The sequence below is a fragment of the Nocardioides sp. Soil796 genome (genome assembly GCF_001429525.1).
Classification (GTDB): domain Bacteria; phylum Actinomycetota; class Actinomycetes; order Propionibacteriales; family Nocardioidaceae; genus Nocardioides.
Map to the genome: position 1 here is coordinate 42,713 of NZ_LMSQ01000015.1, position 19,288 is coordinate 62,000.

Here is a 19,288-nt window from a genome sequence, read left to right on the forward strand (position 1 = left end):
ATCGACTGTGCGGTTCATTCCCCAATGGGGTTTGCGTCGATCAGCTCCGCGGCGTTGTGCCACAGCACCCGGCGCAGCCACTCGTCCCCCAGCCCGGGGTGTCGCTCACCGAGTCGCTCGAGCGCGTCGACCTGGTGCGCGTAGGGGTAGGGGATGTTGGGGAAGTCAGAGCCGAGCAGCACCTTGTCGGCCAGGTCCGCGAGCCGCGGCAGCAGCCCGGGCGGGTAGGGGCCGCCCATCTCCTCGAAGAACTCGGTGAACGCCATGGTCGTGTCGAGACGCACGTTGTCGTAGCGCTCGGCCATGGAGAGGAACTCGGCGTACTCCGGTGCGCCCATGTGGGCCATCACCAGGGCGAGGTCGGGGTGCCGCCGCAGGAGCTCCTCGACCGGACCGGGGCCGGTGAACTCGGTGGGCACCGGGCCCGAGCCGGCGTGCAGCACGATCGGCGTCCGGGCCTCGGCCAGCACGCCCCACGCCTCGTCGAGGAGTGGATCGGTGACGTGGAAGGCACCCACCTGCACGTGCACCTTGAACAGCTCCACCCCGGCCTCGATCCGCTTGCGCACGTAGGCCGCCGCGCCCGGCTCCGGGTAGAAGGTGCCGCACCGGAGTGCCTCGGGGTGCCGATCGGCGAAGCCGGCGGACCACTCGTTGAGGAACTCGGCCATGTCCGGCTTGTGCGCGTAGGCCAGCGCCGAGAAGCGGCGTACGCCGAACGACCGCAGCGTCTCGACGAGCACGTCGTCGTCGTCGCGGTAGGTCAGCGGCCACGGCCGGCCGATCAACGGGCCGGCGGAGTCGAAGACCGCCCGCACCTTGGCCATCACCTGCGGAGGCAGGAAGTGCGTGTGGATGTCGAAGAAGCCGGGGATGCCCAGACGAGTGCAGGTGGCTTCGAGGCGGATTCGTTCCTCGCCCTGCTCGACCACCGAGGGGTCGCTGCTCATCCCATGCCCTTCAACCGGCGGCCTACCTCGATCTCCTTCTCACGGTTGGCCTGGCGCTCGGCGATGGTGTTGCGCTTGTCCCACGACTTCTTGCCCTTGGCCAGGGCAATCTCGACCTTCGCGCGGCCGTCCTTGAAGTAGAGCGAGAGCGGCACCACCGTGAAGCCCTTCTCGTTGACCCGGCGCTCGATCTTGTCGATCTCGATCCGGTTGAGGAGCAGCTTGCGCTTGCGTCGCGAGGCGTGGTTGGTCCAGTTGCCCTGGGAGTACTCCGGGATGTGCACGTTGTGCAACCACACCTCGCCGTTGTCGACCTCACAGAAGCCGTCGACCAACGAGGCCCGGCCCATGCGCAGGGACTTCACCTCGGTGCCTACCAGCACCATGCCGGCTTCGTACGTCGTGTCGATGTGGTAGTCGTGGCGCGCCTTCTTGTTCTGCGCGACCACCTTCGTGCCCTGCTCCTTGACCATGGGGACAGTCTCTCAGGAGCGGGCAACCGCGTTACATCCAGTTCATCGGATCGGTCGGCGAGCCGTTGACCATCACCGTGAAGTGCAGGTGGCAGCCGGTCGACCAACCGGTGGTGCCGACGTAACCGATCACCTGGCCGCGGGTGACGTGCGAGCCGACGCCCACGGTGTAGGACGTGGCGTGGTTGTAGATCGTGGCCAGACCGACGCCCCGCACGTGACCGTTGTCGATGATCAGTCGGTTGCCCCACGCGGTCTGGTAGTAGCTCTCGATCACGGTGCCGTCCGCGGCGGCGTACAGCGGCTGGCCGCACCCGGCGCCGAAGTCGGTGCCGTCGTGGAGCGAGTAGTAGCCGTAGATCGGGTGCACGCGATAGCCGTACGACGAGGTGACCGGGCCATTGACCGGGTAGCTCAGGTAGCCACCGGAGCTGGTGGGCGGGCCGGAGTTGCCGGACTTCTTCGCGGCCGCGGCGGCACGCGCCTTGAGCATCGACTCGATGCGGTTCTGCTCCTGCTCGAGCTTCTCCAGCTCCTTCAGGTCACGCGCCTTCACCCGGGACGCGACGGACCGGGCGCTGGACCGCTTGCCGACCAGGCTGCGCACGGAGGCGGCCTGCTGCTCGGCACGCGTCTCGAGCTCCTGCTTGACACGCAGGTTGGCCGCGGCCGCCTCACGCAGCTCCTTCACGGAGTCGCGCTTGTCGGCGAGGTTGTCCTTCTTCACCTTGAGCAGCACCTCGGCGACCGTGAAGTCGGTGAGCTGGCCGTTCTCCTCGTCGACCACCGCGCTGGTGGTCTCGAGCGTGCGGCTCACCTCGTCGAGGTCCTCCGCACGCAGGATCGAGGAGACCTGCTGCAGCTGCGGGTCGCCGTACTCGTAGTTGTCGGCGAGCTGGTTCGAGACGACCACCCGCTGGCCCTCGACAGCCTCACGGCCGTCGGCCAGCTCGGCCTTCGCGGCGTCGAGATCGGCGACCGCCTTCACGAGGGCGGCCTGGGCGGCCCGGTCCTTCACGCGTGCCGTGGTCAGCTGACCACGGGTGTCGGCGAGCTCGTTGCGGGCCGACGTGAGCTGTGCCCGCGCCGCGGTCAGTCGGGCGGCGGCCCTGCGCAGCGCCGCGCTCGACTCGTCGAGGTCCTGGTGCGCAGAACTGATGTCCTGCTTGACCCGCCGTTCCTTCTTCTTGAGCTTGTCGTCGTCTGCATGCGCGAGCGGAGCGCAGATCATGCCGATCACCATCAAGGTTGCGGCCACGAGGACCACCAAGCGGTGTCGGTCGTCGCTGGGGAAGGAGCGAACCACCGTAAGAGCCTTCGTTCGGGGAAGTGAACGCCTCGACGTTAGACGACGAACCTCAGACTTTGAGGTATTTGCGGGTCAGTAGGAGAGTCGGAATCACGGTGAGCAGTGGTCCGATGATCGCCACCCATCCCAGGGACTGCAGATATTCGGGCCAGCCGATCCACGGGAGGAACTGGATCTGGTCGCTCAACTGCTCCTTGACACCGAACTGCATGAACGCCGCCAGGGCTCCACCCGCGAGCACCACGCCGAACAACGCGGTCACCAGCGCCTCCAGGAGGAACGGCAGGGAGATGTAGAGGCTCGAGGCGCCGACCAGGCGCATGATGCCGATCTCGCGGCGTCGCGCGAACGCCGCCAGGCGGATCGTGTTGGCCACCAGGAGCAGGGCCGCGAAGATCAGGAACCCGGCGATCGCGTAGGACCCGAACTTGAACGTGTCGAGGGTCTTGAAGACCGGCTCCACGATGTCGCGGTTGTCGCGCACGCCGTAGACGCCGTCGAGGCCCTCCACGGCACTCGCGATCCCCTTGTACTTGTCGCGGTCCTTGAGGTCGATCCACACCGAGGAACGCAGCGCCTGGGGACCGATCTTCTTGATCAGGCTGGTCTGCTGGTCGCTCTCGCTGTAGAGGTCGAGGCTCTTCTTGTAGGCCTCGTCCTGCGACTCGACGTGGTAGCCGGAGACCTCGGGGTTCTCGTCGATCACCTTGAGGATCGCGTCCTGCTGGGCCTCGGTGACCTCACCGGAGCACTGCGGGGTGCGGGAGTTCTCGTTGCACAGCGAGACGATGATCTGGTTGAGGTCGCCGAAGCGCTGCTCGGCCTTGTCGGCCTCGGCGTTGAGCAGGAAGCCCATGCCCACCAGCGTCAGCGAGACGAAGAGGGTCAGGACGACGGCGATGTGCATGGTCAGGTTGCGGCGAAGGCCCTGGACGAGCTCGGAGAAGACATGGCGAAGCTGCATGAGTGTGAGCCCCTCTCAGTTCTGGTAGCCGTAGATGCCACGGGCCTGGTCGCGGACGACGCGGCCGTCCTCGAGCTCGATCACCCGCTTGCGCATCTGGTCGACGATGCCGGCGTCGTGCGTGGCCATCAGCACCGTGGTGCCGGTGCGGTTGATCCGGTCCAGCAGCTTCATGATGCCGACGGAGGTGTTCGGGTCGAGGTTTCCGGTGGGCTCGTCGGCGATCAGGATCATCGGCCGGTTCACGAAGGCGCGGGCGATCGCCACGCGCTGCTGCTCACCACCGGAGAGCTCGTCAGGGAGGCGGTCCTCCTTGCCGTCGAGGCCGACCAGCTCCAGGGTCTCGGGCACCAGCTCGTTGATCTGGGCGCGCGACTTGCCGATCACCTGCAGGGCGAAGGCGACGTTCTCGGCGACCGTCTTGTTCTGCAGCAGGCGGAAGTCCTGGAAGACCGTGCCGATCTGGCGGCGCAGCCGGGGCACCTTCCAGCCGGCGAGACGGCTGATCTCCTTGCCTGCGACGTAGACACGCCCTTCGGAGGCGCGGTACTCGCGGAGGATGAGGCGCAGGAAGGTCGACTTGCCGGAGCCGGACTGGCCGACGAGGAAGACGAACTCACCCTTCTCGATGTCGACGGACACCTGTTCAAGGGCTGCGCGGGCCTGGCCCGGGTAGGTCTTGGAGACCTTTTCGAAGCGAATCACTGGACGGAGTCTAGGTGACAGGCCAAGGAGAACTGGTAAGTCGGGCTCTCCGCTGTGTCGGCGTACCGGCCGGGCCAGGTCGAAGGCCCGGCCGAACGGCCGGTCGCGAGCTCAGCCGTTGCCCCCGGCCCGGAAGGCGATCCAGGCGTCGTTCATGCGCTCCACCTGACCCTCGGTGAACATGTTCATGCAGGAGTCCTGGGTGTAGTCCATGAAGTTGTGGATCGGGTCGAGCCCGGGTGCCGCGCAGGTGTCGGCGCCCTCGGGGCAGTCGAACTGCGGGATCGCCTCGCGCGGGGTGTCGGCGACACCGTCACCGCTGGCCGAGCAGGCGCCGGCGAAGGTGTGCTCGAGCATCATCCAGTGGCCCACCTCGTGGGTGAGCGTGTCACCGAGGGCGTACTTGCCGGCGGTGCCTCCGGGCATCGACTCGTCGAGCATCACGACGCCGTCGATGTAGTCGCGACCGTCGTTGTAGCCCTTCGGGAAGTAGGCCCATCCGAGCAGGCCGCCGCCGATGTCGGCGACGTAGACGTTCAGGGTCTCGGAGTCGCCCTGGTGGAGCGCCTGCTTCATGTCGCGCTCGGTCTTGCCGGGGGCCACGTGGGCCCACGCCGGGTTGACGGTCCACGTGGTGTCGGTGAGCGCGAAGCGGAACGGCGAGTCGGCGGCGTCGGGGGCGGTGGTGCCGCCGTAGGAGGCGTTGAGCACGTCGACCTGGTCGTCGATCATCGTCTCGAGCCTGGTCTGCTGCTCTGCGGTCGGCGCGGTCTCGGAGATGACGTGGAAGACGGTGTCGATGGTGACCGAACCGTTCGGCATGCGCGGCGAGTCCTTGATGACGCCGTACTTCTTGGCGTCGGACTTGGCGTAGAGGGCGGGCTCCTTGACGGTGGCGCCCTCCTTGACCCTGGCCTGGTCGGGTCGCTCGTCACACTGCTGGACACCGGGTGAGGAGGCGACGGCGGTGCTGGTCGCGACGGCCCCACCGCCGATCAGTGCGGAACTCGCTGCCACCGCAGCAATTGCCAGGAACGTACTCTTCGCCCGCATCTTTTCCTCCAGATCGAATGGTGACGGACTGAACGTACATCGCGGCTCCGCTCGCTGACCACACCTTCGGGTCACGAGAATCGGGTCCGGATAACGTGACCCCATGCGAACCGTGCCGAGACCCGTCGTGGCCGTGGTGGCGGCGCTCCTCCTGGGCGGCGGACTGGCTGCGTGCAGCGGCTCCGACGACGAACCCGAGGCCGACCCGACCGTGTCGGCCACTCCCCTGTCAGCGTACGACGCCACCGGCGTGGCGATCGCCCGTGCCGACTTCTGCGACCGCATCCCCGACGCCGCCGTCGAGGCCGCGATCGGCAAGGTCGACGACACCACGCACTACGGCAACGGGGACACGGCGACCATCACCGGTGACGTCGAGGACGTCGCCCACGAGTTCAACTGCACCTTCCGTGGCACCTCCGGCGCGCAGGCCAGGGTCTGGGTGTTCGTGCCGACGGTCACGAAGGCCCGGGCGAAGGCACTGGTCGCCGACGCTCGGAGCGCCCGCGGCTGCCGCGGCGTCGACGGGCAGGGCTTCGGCACCCCGTCGACCGGCGTCCTGTGCCGCACCAAGGCCGGCACGGAGGCGTCGTACCGCGGGCTCTTCGTGGACGCCTGGCTGGCCTGCTCGGTCAGCGACCCCGACCGCAAGACGCCAGCCGGGCCGGCCCTCGAGAAGGCCGGCAACTGGTGCGTGCAGGCCGCCTCGGCGGCGGCCAGCGAGTAATCAGTGGCCCGGCCGCCGCGGTGCTGACCGGGACTCTCGTACGACGAGCGCGTCCGGGCGTGTGGAACAGCGTCCCCGACTGATCACGAGGCCGGGAACAGCCCGAGGGCCACGAGAAGGGCGGGCAGGGCGACCAGGAGCCCACCCAACAGGATCGGCGCTCCGATGGCGCCCAGCGCCAACTCCTTGTTCCCGAGTCCGGCCCGGCGGGCATAGGACACCGCGAGGACGCCGAACCCGACGGCCGCGAGGGCGAAGAGAGCCACGTACGCGACAGCGGCACCGTCGATCCGGTCGGCATCGCCGGCCTGGCCGGTCAGCATGAGCACCGCCTGCACGAGACTGCCGAGCACGTAGATGCCAGTTGTGGCGAACGCCGCCCACAGCAGCGTGCCGACGACCCCGGGACCCGGGAACCGTGGCCGACGAGCCACCGCCAGCAGCGCCAGCACGGATCCCCCGACCTTGATCACCGTGACCAACCAGTTCGCCACGGAGAACCCCGAGGCGTAGTCGGCGTACTCCCCGTCGGCGAAGTGGTCGGTGGCCTCGATCCAGACGCTCACCGCGGCGAATCCGACGCACCACAGGGCCATCAGCACCCCGACCGCGGTGACGAGTCCTGTGGGAGGTGGGTACGCCGGCCGACGGTCAGCGCGCGTCGACACTGAAGTTGCCCTCGGTGACCGGGAAGAACGGTGCGGTGCTGGTGCAGGGCGTGACGTCGTGGAAGCCCGTCACCAGCCAGCTCCAGCCGAGGTGGTCACGACGTCCGTGGTCGGAGACCGTGAGCCCCACGCGGCGCCCGAGCTCCTCCCCGGGAATTCCGGCCGCACCGCCCTTGGTGATGATGCCGGTGACCACGGCGACACCGGCGCCGACCATCAGGCAGTCGACGGTGCCGCTGAAGTCGGCGAGCACGGTTCCGTCGGGGCGCACGTGCGTCACGTCGAACGAGCCTGTGGCGGTCCAGGCGGCATCGGACGGCGCGGAGGCCCGCACACGGAAGGACACGATGTCACTCTCGTAACGCGGCAGCTCCAGGGTTCCGCCGCCCGTTCCACTCACCGCGAACGTCCCGGTCCCGGGCCCACGGTCGGCGTGGCCGGCGGACGCGCCGGCATCCAGGACCGGTGCGGCACCCAGGCACAGGCAGAGCGCCGCTCCCCAGATCTTGAGTCTCTTGCGCATCGGATCTCCTCGGATCGTGTGGACAGGATTCGAGTGTTCCCGCCGCGGCCCCGGTTCGTCGTCAGCCTGCAGGCTGATCACCGTCGTCCTCGAGGCGGAACCCGTGACGGCCCTACGATGGGGCGGTGAACTGGCAACGGGGTCCGGCCTGGACGGTGGATGCCCTGTTCGCCACGGTTCTCGGGTTGCTCCTGCTCCCGCTTTCCGCCTCGGCGGTGTGGGAGAGCTCGTGGTCGACCCCCGGCCGCGTCGCTGTGACAGCGGTTCTCGTGGTGGCCCACCTGGCCGTCGTCGTACGGCGAACCGCGCCGCTCGTCTCCTACGCCGTCGTCTGTGCGGTGATGGTCGTCCTGGTCGCGCTGCCCGAGATGAGCGGCGGCCCGGACGGCGTCTCGTTCCACCCGATCCTTCTGCCGAGCACGCTGGTGTTCCCGGTCCTGCTCCACACGGTGGCGGCGTGGTGCTCTCGCCGGGAGTCATTGCTGGCGCTGGCCGCAGCCTGTGTCGGAGCCACCGCCGTGACCGTCCGGTTGTGGGGGGCGGACTACCTGACTGTCTCCCAGCCCGGGCTTGCCGGTGGCGAGGACCCGGTCCGGAGCTGGCCGCTGTTCCTCGTTGTCGGAACGGTCACCGCGATCGCCGTGCCCTGGGGACTCGGTCGTCACCGGCGACGAGCCCGTATCGAGAGTGCCCGGGCGGCGGCGGCCGAGGAGCGGATCCGGATCGCCCGCGAGCTGCACGACGTGGTCGCCCACTCGTTGTCGGTCATGGTCACCCAGGCGGAAGGCGGTCGGATGATGGCGGCCCGGGACCCTGCTGTCGGCGTACGCGTGCTGGAGACCGTGGCCCGGACCGGGCAGGAGGCGATACGGGACATGCGGGACCTTCTCGACGCTCTGAACGATCCCGGCGGGTCCGCCTCGCAGCCGGGGCTGCGCGCGCTCCCCGAGCTGATCGGCCGGGTCCGGGCCTCCGGGCTCGCGGTGAGCTACCAGGAGGACGGCACGACGGGCTCCTTGGGGAGCGCCGGCGAGCTGGCCGCCTACCGGGTCGTGCAGGAGGCCCTCACCAACGTGCTCAAGCACGCCGGCACCGATGGCGAGGTCGAGGTGGCGCTCAGCTGGCGACCCGACCACCTCGCGATCGCGGTGGAGAACCACGCTGCGCAGCCCCCGACGACGGCCACCCTCGGCGGCCGCGGGCTGGTCGGGATGCGCGACCGGTTGGCCGGGCTCGACGGCTCCCTCCACGCTGGTCGCGCAGACGACGGGTTCAGGGTCGCCGCGACGATCCCGACCCTCGCATCCAGCGGCGTGGAGGACAGCCGATGACCATCCGGGTGGTGGTGGCCGAGGACCAGGAGCTGGTCCGCGCCGGACTCGTCATGATCGTGGAGTCGCAGGAGGACCTCGCTGTCGTCGGGGAGGCCGCGGACGGGCAACAGGCGGTCGACGTGGTGGCGAGTGCCAGGCCCGACGTGGTGCTGATGGACGTCAGGATGCCGGTGATGGACGGGATCGCCGCAACGACGCAGATCGTGGGGCGCACACCGGAATCCCGGGTCATCGTCCTGACCACCTTCGACCGCGACGAGAACGCGTTCGCGGCGCTGCGGGCGGGAGCCAGCGGCTTCCTGCTGAAGAGCACTCGGGCCGAGGTGGTGGTGGACGCGATCCGGACGGTGCATCGGGGTGACGCGGTGATCGCCCCGACCACCACGCGCCGGCTTCTCGACCAGGTGGCGGGCACCCTGCCGGGCCCCGCCCGGGAACCACCGGGGTTCGCCCGGCTGACCGGCCGTGAGCGCGAGGTGATGATGCAGGTGGCCACGGGCGCTTCGAACGCCGAGATCGCGGTACGCCTCTTCCTGTCCGAGGCCACCGTCAAGACGCACGTGGGACGCCTGCTCGCGAAGCTCAGCCTTCGTGACCGGGTCCAGGTCGTCGTCCTCGCCTACGAGAGCGGACTGGTCCGCCCCGACCGTCGCCGCTAGCTCGCGTGGTCGGCGCCACGACGCCAGCGGATGCCGGCCTCGAGGAACCCGTCGAGGTCACCGTCGAAGACTGCCTGCGGGTTGCCCGACTCGTAGGTCGTGCGCAGGTCCTTGACCACCTGGTAGGGGTTGAGCACGTAGTTGCGCATCTGGTCACCCCAGGAGGCCTGCACGTCGCCCTTGAGCTCGTCGAGGTGAGCCTTCTCCTCTGCCTTCTTGCGGGCCAGCAGCTTGGCCTTGAGCACCACCATGGCGCTGGCCTTGTTCTGCAGCTGGGACTTCTCGTTCTGGCAGGAGACGACCGTGCCGGTCGGGATGTGGGTCAGGCGTACGGCGGAGTCGGTGGTGTTCACCGACTGGCCACCCGGGCCACCCGAGCGGTAGACGTCGACGCGGATGTCCTCGTCGGGGACGTCGATCTCGTCGGTCTGCTCGAGCACGGGCACGACCTCGACCGCGGCGAAGCTGGTCTGTCGGCGGCCCTGGTTGTCGAACGGGCTGATCCGCACCAGGCGGTGCGTGCCGGCCTCGACGCTGAGCGTGCCGTAGGCGTAGGGCGCGTGCACGGCAAACGTGGCGGACTTGAGCCCGGCCTCCTCGGCGTAGGAGGTGTCGAAGACCTCGACGGGGTAGTTGTGCTGCTCGGCCCAGCGGACGTACATGCGCATGAGCTTCTCGGCGAAGTCCGCGGCGTCCACGCCGCCGGCGCCGGAACGGATCGTGATCAGGGCCTCGCGGGCGTCGTACTCGTCGGAGAGCAGGGTGCGCACCTCGAGCATCTCGACCGACTTCTTGATGCGGTCGAGCTCACGTTCGGAGTCGGCCAGGGTGTCGGCGTCGCCTTCGTCCTGCGCCATCTCGACCATCAGCCCGAGGTCTTCGATGCGGCCGTGCAGCGAGGTGAAGCGCTCCATCTCGCCGTTGAGGGTCGAGAGGCGGCCGGTCACGCGCTGGGCGTTCTCCTGGTTGTCCCAGAGGTCGGGTGCGGCGACCTGCTCGCCGAGGTCGGCGATCTCCTCGCGCATCCCCTCGAGGTTGAGCACCTGCTCGATGGTGTGCATCGTCGCCTGGAGCTGCTTGATCTCTGCTTCAAAGTCTCTGCCTGCCACAAGGAGCAAGGTTACGGCACCCCTGAGAACCACCCGAGCCACGGGAGCCCTTCCGGCGATCCGTGAATGAAACCGGTGAACTTACGGCAGGTGCACCCGAAAATACAAGACTGCCCTGCGGCGCCATATTCGCCTACGGTTCCGCAGGGGATGGCATTCGGGGGCCGACACCAACGCAAGGGAACTTCATGAGAATCAGCAAGACACGTGTTCTGGCCGCCGGCGCCGCCGCGGTCCTGGCCTCATCACTGGGAGTGGCCGCCGCAACGGCCGGCTCGGACGAGACGCCACCCAGCTTCCAGGAGTTCTCCGCCTCGACGTTCCGAGACGCGGACGGCACCTGGATCGTGAACGGCGACGAGCCGGTGCAGAGCAAGGGCGGGCTGCGACAGTTCTACGACGGCATGGTCTCCGCGCCCAAGAAGGTCTCCGAAGAGGGCCTGATCATCAACACGGTCAACGGCAAGGACGACCGGTGGTCGCAGGCCGCCGTCGGCAACCTCACCTACTGCGTGAGCACGAAGTTCGGCGCCGACTACTCGCGCGTCGTCTCTGCGATGGACAGCGGCGCGGGCCAGTGGGAAGCGGCCTCGTCGGCAGTCGACTTCATCCACGTCTCCGGCGCGGACAGCAGCTGCAACACCCGCAACAGGACCGTCGTCTTCTCCGTGGAGCCGACCAAGACCACGCAGTACATCGCCCGGGCGTTCTTCCCGAGCACCAGCTCCAAGAACATCCTCGTGAACGCCAAGTCGCTCTACAACTCGGGATCGTGGACGCCGTCCAACATCCTGGCCCACGAGCTCGGCCACACGCTGGGCTTCCGGCACGAGCACACGCGCCCCGAGTCCGGCACCTGCTTCGAGGACAACAACTGGCGTCCGCTGACGCCGTACGACTCGGCATCGATCATGCACTACCCGCAGTGCAACGGAAGCTCGGACGACCTGAGCATGACCAGCACTGACCGCGCCGGCATCCAGGCGGTCTACGGGAACTGACCCGACTGCCTGACGGCGAGGGCTCGGCCGCGCACCGCGGCCGGGCCCTCGCTCGCGGTCAGGACCGGCCGAACACCTGCGCGACGTACCAGCGGCCGCCGGCCTTGCTGGCCGCGACACCGGTCAACCGGTAGGAGCGGGTGAGGATGTTGCGCCGGTGGCCGGCCGAGTGCATCCAGCCCCAGACCGCCGACCGTCCGTCCGGGAAGCCCGCGGCCACGTTCTCCGCGACCGACCTCATCCCGCAGCGGCGCAGCACGACGCCGAGGTCCTGGTGGAACATCTGGCGACGGTTCGCCATCCGCTCCGCCTGGAGCTCGGCATGGCGTTGCAGGCACGCCTGCTGCCGCAGTTGGGTGCGTTCGTGCGCAGCGCGGCGCTGGTTGGTCACCACGACCACGTCCTGGGCGTAGTCCCTGGCGGCGACCGACCTGCTCGTCGCGCGGGCCTCCGCTGCCTGCGACGCCGATCCGACGCCGCCCATCAACAATCCGAACAACAAGGACACGAGGGTCCCGAGTGCAACAGTGCGCATTGGAAGTCTCCCAACATTCCGGTGCGGTCCCCCACCGCGAGTGAGATTAGGGGCGATGCACGCAGGCGCGCCGGGGAACGCCGGAAACCACCCGATCGGTTGGTCCCACATGGCCCACATGGGTCACTCACGAACCACCCGTCCGTCAGGTTGTCCTGCGTCACTCCTGTACGTCGACCACCGCCGATCCACGCGAACCGACCCTGGTCTCGCTCAACGAACCGACCGTGATCGGCAGGTCGAGCCCCGCACTCACGTTCACCACCACCGCGTTGTCGCGCACGTGCACGACATAGGTGAGCGCCGGATAGTCGCCGTACGCACCGATCTCGCGGAGGTAGGCGCCCACGGCTGCGTGGGCGGCCCGAGCGTCCAGCGGAGCCCGCTCGCCCTTGAGCCCGCCGTCGTAGACCGCGGTGCCGCGGATCTCGTCGGCCCCGGCCAGCGCCGCACCGTCGGCGACGTTGTCGAGGCCCTGCCGCTGGAGGTAGGCGGCCGACGCGTCGACGACCAGGCCGACCGCGAGGACAAGGACGATGGCGAACCCGACGATCAGCACGGTGACCTGGCCGTCGTCGTCGCGGCGCTTCACCTGCGCTCCTCGGTGTACCTGCCGAACGGCACCCGGTGCACGGACTCGACCCGGAAGCTGGGGGCTCCCCCGCCGAGCGCGGACGGGGCCAGCGGAAGCCGGACCTGGGTGCGCACGACGACCGTGATCACCGAACCCGGGACCAGGCAGTGTCCGGGCCCGAGTGAGCAGGTGATGTCCACGTCGAGGCCCTGGCCGGCCAGGCCCTGGTCCTCCAGGGCGAGCTGCGCGGCGGCCCGCGCCTGGCGCCGCCCCTCGGCCTCGGAGTCGGCGAGCGAGTAGGCCCGCCCTGCGGCCCGACTCGCCGCGGTGACGCCGAAGGCTCCGCGCTGGACGTCGAAGACCGAGATCAGGATGTAGACCAGCGGCACCAGCAGAAGGATCGCCAGCCAGGTCACCTCGATGAGGGCGCTCCCCTCCTCGTCCCGCTTCACTGGTCCTCCTCGGTGGCGTGCCCGTGCACGACCAGCTCGACGGACGGACCCCACAGGCCGAGCGCCGGGACCTCGGCACGCACCGTCACCTCGACCATCTCGGTCCCGTCAGTGCGGGTCTGCTTCGCGGTGACGTCGCGGGCGAAGTCGCCGGCGATGATGTCGCGGATCTGCCGGCGGGTGTAGTCGGCGCCGTCGGCAGGGCTCCGGTCGGCCGTTGCGCCGTGGCGGGCCCCTTCGGAGGCCGCGGCCGTCAGCGTGTTGCGCACGTGCAGGACCAGGGCCACCTGGAGGATCCCGAGCACCAGGGGGATCAGGATGACCAGGACGAGCACGAAGTCGACGACCGCCGACCCGCGCTCGTCTCGTGGTCGCTGCACTTCCGTCAGCCGTTCACCGAGTTCAGTGCCTCGATCAGCATCGACCGAAGCCGTGGGCCGGCCACCAACGTCAGCGCCGCGACGATGCCTGCGGTCATCACCGTGATCATCACCCACCCCGGGACGTCCCCACGTTCGTCACGCATCCGGGTGCTGACTCCGACGTACAGCCGGAGAAACAGCGTGTTCACCATGTCCATCCCGAGACTTCCTTCCTTAGGGCGCGACCAGGCGCAGGCCGATGAGGCCCGGCCAGAACGCGAACACCACGGTCACCGGCAGCACGAGAAAAACCACGGGGACCATCATCATGACTTCCTTGCGAGCGCCGGTCTCGATCAGCTCGCGGCGCCCTGCTTCGCGTACGTCGGACGCCTGCGCATGCAGGACGTCGGCAAGCGGGGTGCCGCGTTCGACGGCCACGGCAATGCCTTCCGCGAACCGGCTGACCAAGGGCAGCCCAGTGCGGGCCGCGAGTCCGTCGAAGGCACGGCCGACCGGTGTTCCGGTGCGGATCTCGGCCAGCACCTTCGACAGGTCACTGGTCAGGGCTCCGTTGGTGCGGCGTACGACCCGGTCGAGGGCGGAGACCGGGCTCTCCCCCGCCGCCACGGCCAGGGCCAACAGCTCGGCGACCACCGGGAACTCCAGAAGGATGAGCTGCTCGCGCTTCCTGGCCAGGGAGCTCAGGTGGTTGTCGCACAGGATCACGCCGCACGCGAAGGCGACCAGCGTGAGCACGACGAGGGAGACGGTGTTCCCCGGCGAGCGCCAGGCCTGCAGGAAGGACACCGCCGCGGCCGCACCGAAAGCGGCGAGGCCCCACATCACCTGGTCGATACGGAACTCGTGCACGGTCTTGTCGATGTCGGCACGCTCGAGTCGGCGGCGCACCGACGTGCTGCCACCGAGCACCTTCTCGACGGCATCGGCGGCGCTGCGCAGGGCGGGCCCGAAGACACCCCGCACCACTCCGGTCTGGTCATTGACCGGGCGCACCGGCCCCGACTGGGGCAGGTCGCGGATGTAGGGAAGGACGCGCACGGAGAGGTCGGCGCGACGCAGCCGCATCAGACGCGAGACGACGAGCAGCAGCCCGGCGGCGGCGACACCTCCGAGCACGGCACCCCACACGACGAGGTCGGTCATGCCAGGATCCTCCGGTCGACGGGCAGCCTGCCGATCCGCATCATCAGCTGGTAGGCGACCAGGCAGCAGACCGCGCCACCGGCGAGGACCAGGACACCGCCGGGCGAGGCGTAGCGGTGGATGACCTCCGGCTGGAAGCACATGAGGAACAGCACGAGCCACGGAGCTGCCACCGCCAGACGCGCACCGTTGACCGTCCAGGCCTGCCGGGCCTCGAGCTCGGAGCGGGTGTGGGCGTCGTCGCGGAGGTAGCCCGACAGGTTGCGCAGCAGGCGACCGAGCTCGCCGCCGCCGACCTCACGGGCGATGCGGAGGCCTTCCACGACACGATCGCCGACCGGGTTGGCGAGCAGGTCCTTGAGTCGGTCGAGCGACTCCCCGAACCGGCCGCTGACCTGGTAGTCGAGGGCGAACTGCGCGAACGCCGGCCGGAGGGGCTCCGGTCCGCGGATGGCCAGCCCGGCCAGCGCCTCGGGCAGCGACATGCCGGCCCGCACCGCGGACGCCAGGTGGTCGACCGCCTCGGGCCACACCTCGGCGAACTCTCGTTGCCGCTTCTTGGCACGGCCTGCGACGACGGCGATCGGCAGGTAGCCGGCCATCAGGCCGAAGACGACCGCCACCGGGAACGTGTTGGAGAGCACCTGCATCACCAGCAGGGCCAGCCCTCCGAGCACGACGCAGAGGCCGATGAGGCTTCGGCTGGAGACCGTGTGCATCCCCGCGCGCGACAGGAGCACCTCGAGGCGACCCGGCCCGGCGTCGGCGTCGTCACGGACCGCGCGGGGCAGGAAGAAGGCCGACCAGACCAGGGCGAGGCCCAGCCCGATCCCGAGGCCGACCAGGGCACCCATCAGCCGGCCTTCACCAAGGGACGGACGTCGATGCCCAGGCGCTCGAAGAGCTCCACCCGCGGCGGCATGCCGCCCTGCGCCCGCAGCGTGTCTCCCTCACGGGCGAAGATCGTCTCGGTCTCGATGATGTCGTTCTCGACCCGTCCGGGCACGGACACGATCTCGTTGACGCGTCGTACGCCGGAGGCATCCATGCCGAGGTGCACGACCAGGTCGACACTCGAGGCCACCGTGGGCACGACGAAGCGGGCCGAGATGTTCTCTCCCGCGAGCAGCGGCAGTGTGCACATCTTGACCAACGCCTCGCGGGCGCTGTTGGCGTGGATCGTGCACATGCCGGGCAGCCCTGCGTTCAGCGCCAGCAACAGATCGAGGCACTCCTCGGCCCGCACCTCGCCGACGATCACCCGACTCGGGCGCATGCGGAGGCTCTCCTTGACGAGGTCGCGCAACCGGATCTCGCCGGTGCCCTCGAGCCCCGACTGGCGGGTCTGCATCGGCACCCAGTCAGGGTGGTGGAAGCGCAACTCGTAGACCTCCTCGACAGAGATCACCCGCTCACTCCCGGGGATGGCCGAGGCGAGGCAGTTCAGCATCGTGGTCTTGCCGGCCTGGGTTCCGCCGGCGACCAGGACGTTGAGCCCGGCCTTCACGCTCGCGTCCAAGAACTGCGCGGCCTGGGTGGGCATCGAGCCCAGCTCGACGAGATCGGGAAGCCGGCTCGCGCGCAGGGTGAACTTGCGGATGTTGACCGCAGTGAAGAAAACCACTGCCTCGTGACCTGGGCTAACGCGCTTCGGCACACCTGGCGGTCATCTCAATAGCCGCTGTCGGCGACCTCGGACGCACCTCGACCTGTCACCAGAATATGCAGCAGCCCCCTCCCCTAATTGCTGGTGGGTCGCTGAAGGCAATCGTTGGCAGTCTCGTTCGAGTGAGGCAGTGCATGGAGCGCGCCACAGCCCCGCGCTCGGCCGGCCGCCGCCGCCATGCAGGAGTGCAGGCTCCGGCAGCATCGTCTACGCTCCGCGAGTGCAGAAGAACGACCGCTCACCGCAGCAGGACTACAACGAGGTCTACTTCAGCCTTCGCGCACCTCGGGTCGCGATTGTCTTCCCGGCCGACACCCCACACTGGGGCTACTTCGCACGCCAAGCGCTGTGGCAGGCAAACCAATTGTGGGGCGGCGCCGGATTCGTCCTGGTTGCCCACCACGACGGCGTCGTGTCCGACACCGTCCTACGAGCTGTCGCCGCGTACGACCCGGACTACGTCGTCTCGCACCGAGTCAGCTGGAACGAACTGCTCACTGCCTACCCTGCCGCACGTGACATGTTCGTCGGTCCCGACGGCGCAGTATCCAACTTTGATCTCGCCAATCTGAACAAGTCAGCAGACGCAGAGGCCGCGATGGACCCTCGGACCCTTTATGCACGCGACCAGGTCGCGCTTGCATGCCAGGTCTACCGGCGCCTTGACGACAGCGACCCAGCGCCACCGCCGGACCCGAAGAAGCTGGTGCGTTGGGATCAGACGTGGCGCAACTCGGACGAGTCCTCCAGCTTCCTCGACGACTCGCGCAACTTGTCCTCCACCGCCGTGTTCGGGAAGGGTGACAGCATGTGCTTGGCGGCGCCGCCCGGTCTTGGCGGCGCATGGGGTGCGTGGACGGCCGCCCTCGTGGGTGCCGTGGCCAAGCCGGACCTTCCTTCAGTAGCCGAACTTGACGGATCTGGCGGCGGTCCCGAGCCGCTGTCGCCGGATGCGGCGGCAGAAATGGCCGGCTGGTTCTACTCCCAGTTGGAGCGCCCTTCACCGGTCGTCCCGCAGCGGCTGCCCGCGCGACTCGTCCACCACCACGCTGGTCTCAAGCTTGGTGTCGACACGACGACGCTGTCTCCGGCCTGGAGCCGCACCACTCCGGGCCTGGTGTCCGTCGGCGACAACTTCGCTCGCCGGCGCATCACAGTCGTCGTCGGTAACACTGCGGACGACTTCGCACTCGCGCTCATCTACCACCGTCTGTATGGCAACACCTTGTGGATTCACGCCGCTTGGTCCCCCATCAACGCTGGAGCCGGTAAGGCCGGCCGCCGGGGAAACGCTGCCTTATCCCTGCTGGGCTACCGCATCCGCCAACTCGGGCGCGCGGTGGTCACTTCCGCGTCCGTAAGCGGCATGGCGCTCGACGCCATCGCAAATCTCATTTCTCGTAACGGGCTCACCGACAACGACGATAGTGACATCGAGGGCTTCGTATCGCTCGCGGAGCAGCCCGGGCAGTCATCACCGACCGGAAGCAGCACCGGCGACGCAGTCTCGAGCGACGACGCGGACGACGATGGCGCGGCCGCAACCAGCGACACCAACTCCGAGACGAACAAAGACGACGACAGAGACGGAGACGGAGACAAATCCGCGACAGTCACAGCGCATGGCAGCGCCGCTACCGCACGCCGCGCCGAGCACATAGCGAAGCTCCTAACCACCCAGTTCCCGGCGCAGTTCCCCCAGAAGGGGATGCTGAATCTCGCAGTGACCGAGGAGTACTCAACCCGGATGACACTGCCGGTGCTCCGTGACGAGAAGGCCGCCACGTTCACGACCACTCCCCCGCCGCTGCGGCCCTCCGACCCGGTGCTCGGGGGTGTCGACATCGCCTGGCACGTCGATCTTCACCTCGCTGGGTCAACCATGCCCCGAGGGCGCGGCCTCGACGGCGAGCAGCTGGCCGCGAACCCCGACGCGAGGTACGAGACCTGGGTCCGGTCGGGCAATCGCAGTGTGAGTTACGAGAGCCGCAAGTACGACTTCGTCGCCGCCGGCGCCAACCTCGAGCAACGCCTCGCCCGACCTCGCCTGCGGTCCTTGACCCTCCAGGAGTGGTGCCGCGGGATGGCTAGCCAGGCCGGATACGACCTCGGCTGGTCCGACGCCGGGCGCCGGGCCCGCCTCCTGGAACGGATGTGGGGTTCCCGGTCGGCGATGACAGCCGACTTCGCAGGGAAGTTCACGGACCTCGCCCGCGCGTTCTCGCCGGCAGGTCGAAGCAGCAAGGAGGCGTACCCGGACGGCACCGGAGTGCTCGTCACCGGCGTCGGCGGACTCCTCACGTTCCCAGCGATCCGTGACGTCCTCGTCCCATCCCCGCACGACGGAAACCGCGAGCCGGTGCCCGCTGTCCGTGACCACGAGGCACGCGTCCTGCTCGACAGCTACATCACCCGGGGCATCATCCGCCGTGGTCTCGTCCTTGGCTGCCGGACTTGCGAGGCTCCCAGCTTCGTAGCCGTCGCCGACCTCGGCCAGCGCAACCGTTGCCCACGATGCGGGTCTGACAACGAACTCACCCTCGAAGCGTGGCGCACGCCCAAGAGCGAGCCGAGCTGGTTCTACGACCTGAACCAAGTCGCCCGCGACTTCCTCCGAGACAACGGCCACGCACCGATATGGCTGGCCCACCACTTGACTAAGACTGCCAGGGACTACACGGACTGCGCCGAGATGAACCTCTACCGGGAGGGAACCCGAACGTCAGTCGCCGAAACCGACCTCATCGCTCTGGTCGACGGCACGTTGCTCACCGCCGAGGTGAAAACCTGCGACTACCTCGGGAGTTCCGCTGCCGAGCGGTCCGCGGCCGCCCACAAACGACTCCAATGGGCCGCCGTGTTGCACGCCGACGAGATCGTCCTCGCTTCTGCCGCGGCGACCTGGCAGCCCGCGAGCATCGAGGCCATGCGCACAAAACTCGCCGCAGCAATCAACGACCGCACGTTCGCGCCCGACCGGACACCGAAGCTCCGCCTCATCAACAACCTCGGCACCAGCGACGCTACACACACCTACTTAGACCTCTAGATAGGCGT

At 68.7% G+C, this 19,288-nt stretch carries 22 protein-coding genes; 5 read left to right on the top strand and 17 right to left on the bottom strand.

Features of this window, described 5'->3' with window-relative positions:
* Positions 1-14 precede the first annotated feature (14 nt).
* The 6 genes from ASH02_RS05755 to ASH02_RS05780 all read right to left on the bottom strand — a co-directional run bounded on the left by ASH02_RS05755 (position 15) and on the right by ASH02_RS05780 (position 5,454).
* Positions 15-950: an amidohydrolase family protein gene (locus ASH02_RS05755; protein WP_082563451.1), complete on the bottom strand. Its 936-nt coding sequence runs from the start codon at positions 948-950 to the stop codon at positions 15-17.
* Positions 947-1,423, bottom strand: coding sequence for an SsrA-binding protein SmpB (smpB, locus tag ASH02_RS05760; RefSeq protein ID WP_056675319.1), 477 nt, complete (start codon positions 1,421-1,423; stop codon positions 947-949). Before smpB ends, ASH02_RS05755 begins: the two co-directional genes overlap by 4 nt.
* Positions 1,424-1,454: 31 nt before the next feature.
* Positions 1,455-2,681, bottom strand: a complete 1,227-nt coding sequence (locus ASH02_RS05765) for a M23 family metallopeptidase (RefSeq protein WP_156393473.1) — start codon at positions 2,679-2,681, stop codon at positions 1,455-1,457.
* Between the two features lie 100 nt (positions 2,682-2,781).
* Positions 2,782-3,696, bottom strand: coding sequence for a permease-like cell division protein FtsX (gene ftsX / locus ASH02_RS05770; protein ID WP_056675313.1), 915 nt, complete (start codon positions 3,694-3,696; stop codon positions 2,782-2,784).
* Positions 3,697-3,711: 15 nt separating this feature from the next.
* The gene (gene ftsE / locus ASH02_RS05775) at positions 3,712-4,401 is read right to left on the bottom strand and encodes a cell division ATP-binding protein FtsE (RefSeq protein WP_056675310.1); all 690 of its coding nucleotides are present in this window, start codon (positions 4,399-4,401) and stop codon (positions 3,712-3,714) included.
* Between the two features lie 111 nt (positions 4,402-4,512).
* Positions 4,513-5,454: a zinc metalloprotease gene (locus tag ASH02_RS05780; protein WP_056675307.1), complete on the bottom strand. Its 942-nt coding sequence runs from the start codon at positions 5,452-5,454 to the stop codon at positions 4,513-4,515.
* Positions 5,455-5,557: 103 nt separating this feature from the next.
* Here ASH02_RS05780 and ASH02_RS05785 point away from each other — a divergent pair, with 103 nt between their 5' ends.
* The gene (locus ASH02_RS05785; RefSeq protein WP_056675304.1) at positions 5,558-6,181 is read left to right on the top strand and encodes a hypothetical protein; all 624 of its coding nucleotides are present in this window, start codon (positions 5,558-5,560) and stop codon (positions 6,179-6,181) included.
* Between the two features lie 83 nt (positions 6,182-6,264).
* Here the strand turns inward: ASH02_RS05785 and ASH02_RS05790 are convergent, their stop codons facing one another.
* Both ASH02_RS05790 and ASH02_RS05795 read right to left on the bottom strand, forming a co-directional pair.
* Positions 6,265-6,849, bottom strand: coding sequence for a hypothetical protein (locus ASH02_RS05790; protein ID WP_156393472.1), 585 nt, complete (start codon positions 6,847-6,849; stop codon positions 6,265-6,267).
* Positions 6,833-7,372, bottom strand: a complete 540-nt coding sequence (locus ASH02_RS05795) for a hypothetical protein (RefSeq protein ID WP_056675299.1) — start codon at positions 7,370-7,372, stop codon at positions 6,833-6,835. The genes ASH02_RS05790 and ASH02_RS05795 overlap by 17 nt, the downstream gene beginning before the upstream one ends.
* 125 nt (positions 7,373-7,497) lie before the next feature.
* Between ASH02_RS05795 and ASH02_RS05800 the strand changes: the two genes are divergently transcribed.
* Positions 7,498-8,703 (top strand): sensor histidine kinase, encoded by a 1,206-nt coding sequence (locus ASH02_RS05800; RefSeq protein ID WP_056675294.1) that lies wholly within the window; start codon positions 7,498-7,500, stop codon positions 8,701-8,703.
* Complete coding sequence (locus ASH02_RS05805; protein WP_056675291.1) at positions 8,700-9,365, top strand: response regulator transcription factor; 666 nt, start codon at positions 8,700-8,702, stop codon at positions 9,363-9,365. The genes ASH02_RS05800 and ASH02_RS05805 overlap by 4 nt, the downstream gene beginning before the upstream one ends.
* On the opposite strand, the gene prfB is transcribed toward ASH02_RS05805, so the two are convergent.
* Positions 9,362-10,474, bottom strand: a complete 1,113-nt coding sequence (gene prfB, locus ASH02_RS05810; RefSeq protein WP_082563450.1) for a peptide chain release factor 2 — start codon at positions 10,472-10,474, stop codon at positions 9,362-9,364. The two genes, ASH02_RS05805 and prfB, sit on opposite strands and share 4 nt — an antisense overlap.
* Positions 10,475-10,662: 188 nt before the next feature.
* On the opposite strand from prfB, the gene ASH02_RS05815 reads away from it, so the two are divergent.
* Entirely contained in the window at positions 10,663-11,475 is an 813-nt protein-coding gene (locus ASH02_RS05815; protein ID WP_057294415.1) for a M57 family metalloprotease, read from the top strand.
* A 58-nt stretch (positions 11,476-11,533) separates the two neighbouring features.
* On the opposite strand, the gene ASH02_RS05820 is transcribed toward ASH02_RS05815, so the two are convergent.
* The 8 genes from ASH02_RS05820 to ASH02_RS05855 all read right to left on the bottom strand — a co-directional run bounded on the left by ASH02_RS05820 (position 11,534) and on the right by ASH02_RS05855 (position 16,189).
* Positions 11,534-12,010, bottom strand: a complete 477-nt coding sequence (locus ASH02_RS05820; protein ID WP_162250904.1) for a CAP domain-containing protein — start codon at positions 12,008-12,010, stop codon at positions 11,534-11,536.
* Positions 12,011-12,170: 160 nt separating this feature from the next.
* Positions 12,171-12,602 (bottom strand): pilus assembly protein TadG-related protein, encoded by a 432-nt coding sequence (locus tag ASH02_RS05825; RefSeq protein WP_057294416.1) that lies wholly within the window; start codon positions 12,600-12,602, stop codon positions 12,171-12,173.
* Complete coding sequence (locus ASH02_RS05830; RefSeq protein WP_156393471.1) at positions 12,599-13,036, bottom strand: hypothetical protein; 438 nt, start codon at positions 13,034-13,036, stop codon at positions 12,599-12,601. The genes ASH02_RS05825 and ASH02_RS05830 overlap by 4 nt, the downstream gene beginning before the upstream one ends.
* Complete coding sequence (locus ASH02_RS05835; protein ID WP_056675271.1) at positions 13,033-13,416, bottom strand: TadE family protein; 384 nt, start codon at positions 13,414-13,416, stop codon at positions 13,033-13,035. Before ASH02_RS05835 ends, ASH02_RS05830 begins: the two co-directional genes overlap by 4 nt.
* 5 nt (positions 13,417-13,421) lie before the next feature.
* The gene (locus ASH02_RS05840) at positions 13,422-13,616 is read right to left on the bottom strand and encodes a hypothetical protein (protein ID WP_268788267.1); all 195 of its coding nucleotides are present in this window, start codon (positions 13,614-13,616) and stop codon (positions 13,422-13,424) included.
* A 16-nt stretch (positions 13,617-13,632) separates the two neighbouring features.
* Complete coding sequence (locus tag ASH02_RS05845) at positions 13,633-14,565, bottom strand: type II secretion system F family protein (protein WP_056675268.1); 933 nt, start codon at positions 14,563-14,565, stop codon at positions 13,633-13,635.
* Positions 14,562-15,419, bottom strand: a complete 858-nt coding sequence (locus ASH02_RS05850; protein WP_057294417.1) for a type II secretion system F family protein — start codon at positions 15,417-15,419, stop codon at positions 14,562-14,564. The genes ASH02_RS05845 and ASH02_RS05850 overlap by 4 nt, the downstream gene beginning before the upstream one ends.
* Positions 15,419-16,189 (bottom strand): CpaF family protein, encoded by a 771-nt coding sequence (locus tag ASH02_RS05855; RefSeq protein WP_200959091.1) that lies wholly within the window; start codon positions 16,187-16,189, stop codon positions 15,419-15,421. The genes ASH02_RS05850 and ASH02_RS05855 overlap by 1 nt, the downstream gene beginning before the upstream one ends.
* A 262-nt stretch (positions 16,190-16,451) precedes the next feature.
* Here ASH02_RS05855 and ASH02_RS05860 point away from each other — a divergent pair, with 262 nt between their 5' ends.
* Complete coding sequence (locus tag ASH02_RS05860) at positions 16,452-19,280, top strand: hypothetical protein (RefSeq protein ID WP_056675256.1); 2,829 nt, start codon at positions 16,452-16,454, stop codon at positions 19,278-19,280.
* Positions 19,281-19,288: the final 8 nt, after the last annotated feature.